Origin of the sequence: Streptomyces laculatispora (assembly GCF_017353455.1) — a bacterium.
Lineage (GTDB): Bacteria > Actinomycetota > Actinomycetes > Streptomycetales > Streptomycetaceae > Streptomyces > Streptomyces laculatispora.
Map to the genome: position 1 here is coordinate 1 of NZ_JAFMPZ010000578.1, position 10299 is coordinate 10299.

Genomic DNA, 10299 nt, shown 5'->3' on the forward strand with positions numbered 1-10299 from the left:
GCCCAGGGCCCCGCTCCGCCCGGCTGCCCCCGTTCCCCCGCCTGCCCAGAGCCGAGCGAGGGAGAGCACCACGTGACCATCGCGCCAGCCGATCCGGTTTCAGCGGCCGAGTCCGAAGCAGCCGATTTCGGAACGGACCGGTCCGCAGCACCCGCGAAGGACGGACCGGGAACCGCGTTGCTGCGGACCCTCACCGACCTCACCGCGGATCTGCCCGACACCGACCCCGGACGCGTCGCCGGCGCCGCACTGCGCGGCCGCAACGCCCGGTCGGACGAGGCCGAGCTGCGCTCGCTGGCCACCGAGGCCGCCGCGGGCCTGATCTCCGAGGACCCCGCCTACTCCCGGCTCGCCGCCCGCCTCCTCACCCGCACCATCGCGGACGAGGCGGCCGGGCAGGGCGCGACGTCCTTCTCCGCGTCGGTCGCCGTCGGACACCGCGAGGGTCTGATCGCGGAGCGCACCGCCGACTTCGTGACGCTCCACGCGGCCGCTCTCGACGCGCTGGTGGCACAGGCCCTCGCCGACGGCGCCGACGACCGCTTCGGCTACTTCGGGCTGCGCACCCTGCACAGCCGCTATCTGCTGCGCCACCCGCTCACCCGCCAGGTCGTCGAGACCCCGCAGCACTTCATGCTGCGCGTCGCCGCCGGGCTCGCCGAGGACAACTCCGAGCGTGCCCTGGACGAGGTCGCCGCGCTGTACCGGCTGATGAGCCGGCTGGACTACCTGCCCTCCTCCCCCACGCTCTTCAACTCCGGCACCCGGCACCCGCAGATGTCCTCCTGCTATCTGCTGGACTCGCCGCTGGACGAACTGGACTCGATCTACGACCGCTACCACCAGGTGGCGCGGCTGTCCAAGCACGCGGGCGGCATCGGCCTCTCGTACTCCCGTATCCGCGCCCGCGGTTCGCTGATCCGGGGCACCAACGGGCACTCCAACGGCATCGTGCCGTTCCTGAAGACGCTGGACGCCTCCGTCGCCGCGGTGAACCAGGGCGGCCGGCGCAAGGGCGCGGCCGCGGTCTACCTGGAGACCTGGCACGCGGACATCGAGGAGTTCCTGGAGCTGCGCGACAACACCGGTGAGGACCAGCGGCGCACGCACAACCTCAACCTGGCGCACTGGATCCCGGACGAGTTCATGCGCCGGGTCGACGCGGACGGCACCTGGTCGCTGTTCTCCCCGGCCGACGTGCCCGAACTGGTCGACCTGTGGGGCGACGCGTTCGACGCCGCGTACCGGGCGGCCGAGGCCAAGGGCCTGGCCCGCAAGACGATGCCGGCCCGTGAGCTGTACGGCCGGATGATGCGGACGCTCGCGCAGACCGGCCAGGGCTGGATGACGTTCAAGGACGCCTCCAACCGGACCGCGAACCAGACCGCCGAGCCCGGTCGCGTCGTGCACTCCTCGAACCTGTGCACGGAGATCCTCGAAGTCACCGACGACGGCGAGACGGCCGTCTGCAACCTGGGTTCGGTCAACCTCGGCGCGTTCGTCGCCGACGGCACCATCGACTGGGAGCGTCTGGACGCCACCGTCCGTACCGCCGTGACCTTCCTCGACCGGGTCGTCGACATCAACTTCTACCCGACCGAGCAGGCGGGCCGCTCCAACGCCCGCTGGCGGCCGGTGGGCCTGGGCGCGATGGGCCTCCAGGACGTCTTCTTCCAGCTGCGCCTGCCGTTCGACTCACCCGAGGCACGGGCCCTGTCGACGAAGATCTCCGAGCGGATCATGCTCGCCGCGTACGAGGCGTCCTGCGACCTCGCCGAGCGGTCGGGTCCGCTCCCCGCCTGGTCCGAGACGCGGGCCGCCCGCGGTGTGCTGCACCCGGACCACTACGACACCGAGCTGAACTGGCCGGAGCGCTGGGACGCGCTGCGCGCCCGGGTCGCGACGACCGGCATGCGCAATTCGCTGCTGCTCGCCATCGCGCCGACGGCGACGATCGCCTCGATCGCGGGCGTCTACGAGTGCATCGAGCCGCAGGTCTCCAACCTCTTCAAGCGCGAGACGCTCAGCGGTGAGTTCCTCCAGGTCAACGCCTACCTCGTCGACGAACTGAAGAAGCTCGGCGTGTGGGACGCGCGGTCCCGTGAGGCGCTGCGCGAGGCGAGCGGTTCGGTGCAGGGCTTCGCCTGGATCCCGGAGGACGTGCGGGCGCTGTACCGCACGGCGTGGGAGATCCCGCAGCGCGGACTGATCGACATGGCGGCGGCCCGTACGCCGTTCCTCGACCAGAGCCAGTCGCTGAACCTGTTCCTGGAGACGCCGACGATCGGCAAGCTCTCCTCGATGTACGCGTACGCCTGGAAGCAGGGGCTGAAGACGACGTACTACCTGCGCTCGCGCCCGGCGACCCGGATCGCCCGTGCCGCGTCCGGCCAGACCGCCGCCGCCCCCATTCCCGTACAGCAGGCGGCCGCGCCCGACGCGGACGCGATCGCCTGCTCCCTCGAAAACCCCGAGTCCTGCGAGGCCTGCCAGTAATGAGCTCCAACGAGACCAAGAACCTGCTCGACCCGGGCTTCGAACTGACCCTGCGGCCCATGCGCTACCCGGACTTCTACGAGCGCTACCGGGACGCGATCAAGAACACCTGGACGGTGGAGGAGGTCGACCTCCACTCCGACGTCTCCGACCTCGCCAAGCTGTCGCCGGGCGAGCAGCACATGATCGGCCGGCTCGTCGCGTTCTTCGCGACCGGCGACTCGATCGTCTCCAACAACCTCGTGCTGACGCTGTACAAGCACATCAACTCCCCCGAGGCGCGGCTGTACCTGTCGCGGCAGCTCTTCGAGGAGGCCGTGCACGTCCAGTTCTATCTGACGCTGCTCGACACCTATCTGCCCGATCCGGACGACCGGGCGGCCGCGTTCGACGCGGTCGAGGAGATCCCCTCGATCCGTGAGAAGGCGCAGTTCTGCTTCAAGTGGATGGACTCGGTCGAGAAGATCGACCGGCTGGAGACCAAGGCCGACCGCCGCCGTTTCCTGCTGAACCTGATCTGCTTCGCGGCGTGCATCGAGGGGCTGTTCTTCTACGGCGCGTTCGCGTACGTCTACTGGTTCCGCTCGCGCGGCCTGCTGCACGGCCTCGCCACCGGGACGAACTGGGTCTTCCGTGACGAGACCATGCACATGAGCTTCGCGTTCGAGGTCGTGGACACCGTCCGCAAGGAGGAGCCGGAGCTCTTCGACGACGCCCTCCAGCAGCAGGTCACCGACATGCTGAAGGAGGCCGTCGAGGCGGAGCTCCAGTTCGGCCGCGACCTGTGCGGCGAGGGCCTGCCGGGCATGAACACCGAGTCGATGCGCGAGTACCTGGAGTGCGTCGCCGACCAGCGGCTCGCCCGGCTGGGTTTCCCCGCGGTGTACGGATCGCAGAACCCGTTCTCGTTCATGGAGCTCCAGGGCGTCCAGGAGCTGACGAACTTCTTCGAGCGCCGCCCGTCGGCGTACCAGGTGGCGGTCGAGGGCACGGTCGGCTTCGACGACGAGTTCTAGATCCTCGCCCAGTTCCTGACGTACGGACGCCGTGCGGCCTTCACCGGCCGCGCGGCGTCCGCCGTTCGCGGCGGGTCGGCTCTCCGGCCCCGTTCCGCCTCCCGGAGCTCGCGGTCGATGCGGCGCTCGCGGGCGATCCCGATCAGCGCCGGGAGCAGGACGAGAGCGAAAACAGCGGATATGCCCAGGAGATTCAGGAATGTGTTCATGCCTCTACTGTCGTCCGGTCGAGCAGAATCCGTCAGTGGCAGGACTGTCATAAGACATCGAATTCCTGCCACACTGGGGAGATGCTGAAGAATGTCGCCGCCCTGCTCCTCGACGAGGTCCACCCCTTCGAACTCGGCGTGCTCTGCGAGGTGTTCGGGCTCGACCGCAGCGACGAGGGCCTGCCGGTGCACGACTTCGCGGTGGTCTCCGCCGAGGGCCCCGTGCTGCAGACCCACGCCGGGTTCACCATCAGCACCCCGTACGGGCTCGACCGGCTGGAGGAGGCCGACCTCATCGCCGTACCGGCCGGCAGCCACTTCATGGACCGGGAGTACCCCGAGGAGGTCCTGGACGCCCTGCGCCGGGCCGTGGACCGCGGCGCCCGGGTACTGAGCGTCTGCTCGGGGGCGTACGTGCTGGGCGCGGCCGGACTGCTGGACGGCCGCCGCTGCACCACGCACTGGCGGCACTCGGACGAGCTGGCCCGCCGCTTCCCGCGGGCCGTCGTCGAGCCGGACGTGCTGTACGTGGACGAGGGCTCCGTCATCACCTCGGCCGGCACGGCCGCGGGGATCGACGCCTGTCTGCACCTGGTCCGCCAGGCCTACGGACCCGCCGCCGCCAACACCATCGCCCGCCGCATGGTGGTGCCGCCGCACCGCGACGGCGGGCAGGCCCAGTACATCCAGCGGCCGCTGCCCCGCGACCGCTGCGACACGGTCGGCGACACCCTCGCCTGGATGGAGCGGCACCTCGACCGGGAGATGACCGTCGAACAGCTCGCCGCCCAGGCGCACATGTCGCCGCGCACCTTCGCCCGGCGCTTCCAGCAGGAGACGGGCACCACGCCGTACCGCTGGCTGTTGCGCCAGCGGGTGCTGCTGGCGCAACATCTCCTGGAGACATCGGATGAAACGATGGACACGATCGCCGGGCAGACCGGCTTCGGTAACGCCGCCGCGCTGCGCCATCAGTTCGTACGTTCGTTGGACACCACGCCACATGCGTACCGGCGGACCTTCCGGGGCCCTTCCGCCATCACCGAAGTCGCTTGATCCTCAATGGAGATGACCTCCGATCATTCGTCCAACGGTTTCCCTCACCTGTCCATGGACCGGGCCCAGGCGAGGCACCAGGGTCTGACGCATGGACATCCGGATGGCAAGACGAAGGACCATCGGGGCCGTGGTGGCCGCGCTCGCCGCCGCTCTGCTGCCCTGGCAGAGCGCCGCGGCCGTGGACGGAGCCGCGGCAGCGCCTGGGCCCGAGGTGCTGCCCTCGCTGCGGCAGTGGCAGCCCGGCGAGGGGGAGTTCACCCTCACCGACCGGGCCAGGATCGTGCTGGACGGGGTGCGGGAGCAACGCACCAGCGCCGACGCGAAGAGGTTCGCGGGTGAGCTGAACGGGCACCCCCCGGTGTCGCGGGGCCGGTCCACCGCCCGGTCCGGGGACATCGTGCTGCGCCAGGACGCCTCCCTGAAGGGGGCGTTGGGCGCGGAGGGCTACCGGCTCGAAGTCGGCGACCGGATCACGGTCACCGCCGCGACCTCCACGGGGGTGTTCTACGGTTCGCGCACCGTGCTCCAGCTGCTGAACGACGACGGCCGCGCGGCACGGGGCTCGGCGACCGATGTGCCCGCGTACCGCGAGCGCGGGGTCGGGGTCTGCGCCTGCTACATCAACGTCTCACTCCCGTGGTTCGAGCGGCTGATGAAGGACATGGCCTCCCAGAAGCTCAACCAGCTCTGGATCGAGGCGAAGGTCAGGAGCGACACCGATCCGGAGTCGGCGTTCTGGGGCTACTACACCAAGCCGCAGATCCGCACCCTGGTCGCGATGGCGAAGAAGTACCACATCGACCTGGTGCCGGAGATCAACTCCCCCGGCCACATGGACACCTACCTGGAGAACCACCCGGAGCTCCAGCTCAAGGACAAGGACGGCGTCGCCTCGCCGCCCCGGCTGGACATCTCACGGCCCGAGGCGCTGACGTACTACACGTCCCTGGTGGACGAGGCCCTGAAGGTGTGGGACACCCGCACCTGGCACATGGGCGCCGATGAGTACATGATCGGCTCCTCGTATCCGGACTACCCGCAGCTGCAGACCGCCGCGACCGCGAAGTTCGGCGCGTCGGCCACCCCCGACGATCTCTTCGTCGACTTCATCAACCAGGTCAACGCGCATGTGAAGGCCGGCGGCCGCTCGCTGCGGATCTGGAACGACGGGCTGGTCGGCCACAACGGCACCGTGCCGCTGGACCGCGACATCGCCGTCGAGCACTGGCTGGGCGGCGGCGCCATCCAGCAGCCGTCCGAGCTGCTGGCCGAGGGCCGTCCGGTGATGAACTCCGCGTACTCCCTCTACCTGGTGCGCGGCGGCTACACGACGCAGACCCAGAAGCTGTACGAGAGCGACTGGACGCCCCTGCGCTTCGAGGGCCAGACGTTGCCCGCCACCGCGGCGAACCTGACCGGCGCGAAGATCAGCCTGTGGCCGGACAGCGCGGCGGCCGAGACCGAGAACGAGGTCGAGGCGAAGGTCTTCATGCCGCTGCGCTTCATCGCACAGGCCACCTGGGGCGGCCCGAAGCCCAGTGGGACGTACGCCGGTTTCGAGGCCCTGGCCCGTCGGATCGGTCACGCGCCCGGCTGGGAGAACACCGACCGCACCCCGCTCGCCGACGGCACCTACCGGCTGACGGCCGGCGCGAAGGCGCTCGCGCCCGGCGCGGACTCCGGGGTGTCCCTGACCCGGGGCCGGACGGCCGCCTGGACGCTGACGGCGACCGCCGACGGGTACTACACGGTCCGCTCCGCGGAGAACGGCCTGTGCCTGGACGCCGTGCGCGGGAAGAAGTACCTGGGCGCCCCGCTGGAGGTGGGGGCCGAGCTGTCGCTCGGGGCCTGCTCGGCGGGCGCGCGCACCCAGCGCTGGCAACTGGACACCGGGGCCGACGCTCTGGTCCTGCGCAACGCCGTTTCGCAGCTGCGGCTGACGGAGCGGGCCGCGGACGGAGCCGCGGTGCAGACGACGGGCGGGACGCGCCTGACGGCGAAGTCCGCCTGACGCGCGGCTGTGGGGCCCGCCGGTGCGGCGGGCCCCACACGTGTGCCGAGGTCAGATACCGCAGTTCGGCGCCGACCAGAAGTGGCTCGGCCCCTGGTTCACGTGGATGTGATCGCCGTGGTCCGGGTAGCCCGGGCCGAGGATCCCGTTGAACCCGTGGTTGCGGGCCTGCTGGGCGATGGTGCACAGGGGAAGTCCGCCCAGGTCGGCCGCGTCGCCGTACAGATGGCGGCTGCCGGCCGCGCCGCCGACCGCGCTGTTGCAGGCCGTGGAGCGGAAGCCGCTGTTGATCCTGATGGGGTGGTCACCGAGCGCGTGGCGCAGCGCCTCCAGCTTCCACATGGTGCTCAGCGCGTTGGCTTTCGCCGTGCCTGCCGCGACGGCACCACCCGCCCAGGTGCTGTTGCAGGTGTTGTGCTCGGCATAGGTGAAGTGGATGGGCGTGCAGTCGTCGTCCTGGAGGGCGTAGAGCTTGGCCTGGGTGGCGGTGCCCGCGACGCCGTCGGCGGCCAGTCCGTAGGCGGCCTGGAAGCGCTTGACGGCGGCCGTGGTGGCCGGTCCGTAGGAGCCGTCGACGGCGAGTACGGAGTTGTATCCGGGATATCCGGCGACCCTGATCTGGAGCTGGACGACATCGTTGCCGGTGGCGCCCGGGGACAGGGTGCGGGTCCAGGTGTAGCAGCCGTCGGCCTGTGCGGTGCCGGCCGTGGCCACGGCCCCGCCCAAGGCGAACGCCATGGTCATGACAAGGCCGAGCAGAAGTCTTGCGGAACGTCTGAGCATGGGGGGCTCCCTACCACGACGAAGGTGTGGACAGAGAGACTGTCGGACGAGTCGACGCGCGTCAACTATGCGCAGGAGAAGGGCTGTTGACGGTCCGACGACGCCGCGGGGGCCCTGCCCCGGCGTACCGGTGCAGGGCCCCCGCGCGGCTGCGCGCTCAGCCGGTTCAGCCGTTCGGCACGATCTCGTAGCGCGGGGTGTTCTCCTCCATCTGCCGGAGCGCGTCCTTGCGGTCGCGCTTGGAGAGCCGGTCGATGTACAGGTAGCCGTACAGGTGGTCCGTCTCGTGCTGGAGGCAGCGGGCGAAGTAGCCGTCGCCCCGCACCTTGACCGGGTTGCCCTTCGCGTCCTGTCCGCGCACCACCGCGTAGTCCGGGCGGGCCAGCGAGGCGTACGCCGTCGGGACCGAGAGGCAGCCCTCGTTGGCGTCGTCCAGCACGCGCTCCTCGGGCGGGAGCTCGTCCAGCACCGGGTTGCAGATGACGCCGGTGTGCCGCACCCCGTCGTCGTCCGGGCAGTCGTAGACGAAGACCTTGAGGTCGACCCCGATCTGGTTGGCGGCCAGGCCCACGCCCTCCGCCGTCCGCTGGCTGGCGAACATGTCGTCGATCAGCGTGGCCAGCTTGTCGTCGAACACGGTGACGTCCTTGCACTCCTTGTGCAGGACGGGGTTGCCCACGACCGTGATCGGGTGCGAGGTGCCGCGCTCGCGGTATGCCGCCTCACGCGCCTCACAGTCCTCGGTGTCGACGAGGAAGCCCTCGTCGTCGACGCTGATCTGCTCGTCCGTCTCCTGCTGCGCCATGTCCGCCGTACGCCTTCCTCACAACGTGAAACCCGGGGTCCGCGGCTCGCGAGAACCCGGGCGCCCGAGCACCGGAATCGGTGCCCGTACAGCCTACGGGCACCGGTCAGCAGACTTCTTCGAGATCCCGCCACTCACGGCTGTCCGGGCTGTCCGCCACCCAGCCGTCCAGCAGGCCGCGCACCAGCCCGGCGGGCGCCGCCAGGCCGCACTCACGCTCCGGCACCCACAGCTCACCGGCGGTGCGGTGCCTCAGCGGGCCGGGGTGGCCCGGCTCACTGTGGTCGTGCGGGTCCAGGTGCTCGCCGTCGCCCTCGTCGCTCTCCATCCGGCTCTCCGAGCAGGCGCGGCAGAGCAGCCGGACGGACGAGGACCAGTCCTCGGCGGCGAAACCGGCGTCGGACGCCAGCTGCTCCAGGGCGTCCCGGTCCGCCTCGGTGGCGGCTTCGAGGAGCACCACCCAGGTCGGCACGGGGGACGGCGCCCACAGCTCGATCTCGTCGAAGACGGGGTACGAGGGCCCCGCCGCGGTGATCCGCTCGCCGTTCGGCACCCCGTCGTGCAGCACGACCTCGCCCCAGCGCCGCCCGGAGGACGGCAGCGGGATCGACAGCACCTCCATCCGCGCCGGGTCCAGCCTGCGGCCCCACACGACCTCGGCCTCGCCCTCGGGCGACAGCCGCACGGCCGCGCTGCCCAGCTCCATCCCGACCGGCTCGCTGTTGGACGCCGGGGTCTGCTGCCCGCCGCCGGGCACCTTCAGCCCGTACGCCTGCCAGGCCCGGCGCGCCAGCGGCCAGTCCTGCAGCGCGGTGGCGGCGATCCCGACATTCCACCAGTCCGGGGCGCCGGACTCCTTGTCGAGCAGCGCGACGGCCCGCAGTCCGGCGGCCCGCGCCTGCTCCCAGTCATGCCGGAACTTGTGCAGCAGCGCCAGGTTGAACCATGACTCGGAGAGCCAGGGCTCCAGGTCCGCCGCACGTGTCAGCAACGCGCCCGCGTCCTCGTACCGGCCGTCGCCGATCAGCGTGAACGCGCGGTCCGTGGCCTGCCGCCAAGAGGCGGACGGCCGATGCCGTACCTTCCCGAAGATCCTCACGATTCCCGCCTGTCCCGACTGGACACCCTCGTTTTTCGCTCTCCTTCGCATCCAACCATGCCCGGCCGGACGCTCGCTCATTACCCATGGGTTACCCAGGTGGGACGGGGGTCAGACCGCCCCTGGCCAGAACCCGGGCGAGCGATTCCACGACCTGGGGCTGGTAGTCGTGGCCGGTCCCGAGCCTGAGCTGTTCCAGCGCGCCGAGCGGCCCGCCGATACTTTCCCCGCACAGGTCGTCGTATGCGTTGACCGCCCTGACGATCCTGGCGGACAGCGGCTGCTCGCGGTAGGGGTCCGCCTGCCGCTCCACCACGACGGCGACCTTCGCGTCGACCCCGGTCTGGCGGACCACGGCCCCGCCGAGCAGGGCGATCCGGCGCTGCTCGGCGGCGGGCAGCGCGGCAGTGGCCCCCTGCGGGACCGGGTCGACGAGCGAGAGCTGGCCGATGTCGTGCATCAGGGCCGCGTACTCCAGGACCGTGAGCTCGGGCCCGGAGAGCCCCAGCTCGCGGCCGACGGCCGAGCAGAGCGCCGCCACCCTGCGGGCATGGCCGTGCGGGGTGTATCCGGCGATCTCCGTGCAGCGGGCGAGCGAGGTGATGGTCTGCCGGTAGGTGGTGCGCACGGCGACGAAGCGGCGGAACGACAGCTGGGTGAGCAGCAGCGGTACGCACAGGACGGGCAGCGCCCACAGCCCGGCCGCGGCGACACCGAGCGCCATGACCGCGCCGGTCGCGCAGACCGCCGATCCGATGCCGATCAGGGCCCGCAGCTCGTCGCGCAGCAGCGGGCCGTACGGGACGGGCGTACCGGCCCGC

General features: G+C 70.9%; 9 protein-coding genes. 4 read left to right on the forward strand and 5 right to left on the reverse strand.

The features are described from left to right. Window positions 1-72 precede the first annotated feature (72 nt). The gene (locus tag J1C73_RS30645) at window positions 73-2496 is read left to right on the forward strand and encodes a ribonucleoside-diphosphate reductase subunit alpha (RefSeq protein ID WP_207319223.1); all 2424 of its coding nucleotides are present in this window, start codon (window positions 73-75) and stop codon (window positions 2494-2496) included. Continuing rightward, on the forward strand, window positions 2496-3512 hold the full coding sequence (locus tag J1C73_RS30650) for a ribonucleotide-diphosphate reductase subunit beta (protein WP_123461557.1): 1017 nt from the start codon (window positions 2496-2498) through the stop codon (window positions 3510-3512). The genes J1C73_RS30645 and J1C73_RS30650 overlap by 1 nt, the downstream gene beginning before the upstream one ends. On the opposite strand, the gene J1C73_RS30655 is transcribed toward J1C73_RS30650, so the two are convergent. Further along, window positions 3509-3721, reverse strand: coding sequence for a hypothetical protein (locus tag J1C73_RS30655; protein WP_207319224.1), 213 nt, complete (start codon window positions 3719-3721; stop codon window positions 3509-3511). The two genes, J1C73_RS30650 and J1C73_RS30655, sit on opposite strands and share 4 nt — an antisense overlap. Before the next feature lie 81 nt (window positions 3722-3802). Between J1C73_RS30655 and J1C73_RS30660 the strand changes: the two genes are divergently transcribed. Beyond that, window positions 3803-4777 carry a helix-turn-helix domain-containing protein gene (locus tag J1C73_RS30660; RefSeq protein WP_207319225.1) on the forward strand — a complete coding sequence of 325 codons (975 nt, stop codon included), beginning with the start codon at window positions 3803-3805 and terminating at the stop codon, window positions 4775-4777. A gap of 103 nt (window positions 4778-4880) precedes the next feature. After that, window positions 4881-6791: a glycoside hydrolase family 20 protein gene (locus tag J1C73_RS30665; protein WP_242644939.1), complete on the forward strand. Its 1911-nt coding sequence runs from the start codon at window positions 4881-4883 to the stop codon at window positions 6789-6791. Window positions 6792-6842: 51 nt separating this feature from the next. Here J1C73_RS30665 and J1C73_RS30670 read toward each other — a convergent pair whose 3' ends face one another. The 4 genes from J1C73_RS30670 to J1C73_RS30685 all read right to left on the reverse strand — a co-directional run. Beyond that, a complete protein-coding gene (locus J1C73_RS30670; protein WP_207319226.1) occupies window positions 6843-7574 on the reverse strand; it encodes a D-Ala-D-Ala carboxypeptidase family metallohydrolase in 732 nt (243 codons plus the stop codon). 166 nt (window positions 7575-7740) lie between these two features. Then, a complete protein-coding gene (def, locus tag J1C73_RS30675; protein ID WP_207319227.1) occupies window positions 7741-8379 on the reverse strand; it encodes a peptide deformylase in 639 nt (212 codons plus the stop codon). A gap of 106 nt (window positions 8380-8485) precedes the next feature. After that, window positions 8486-9478: a tetratricopeptide repeat protein gene (locus J1C73_RS30680; RefSeq protein ID WP_123461551.1), complete on the reverse strand. Its 993-nt coding sequence runs from the start codon at window positions 9476-9478 to the stop codon at window positions 8486-8488. Window positions 9479-9569: 91 nt separating this feature from the next. Beyond that, a partial coding sequence (locus J1C73_RS30685; RefSeq protein WP_372446765.1) for an HD-GYP domain-containing protein occupies window positions 9570-10299 on the reverse strand: 730 nt, incomplete at its 5' end.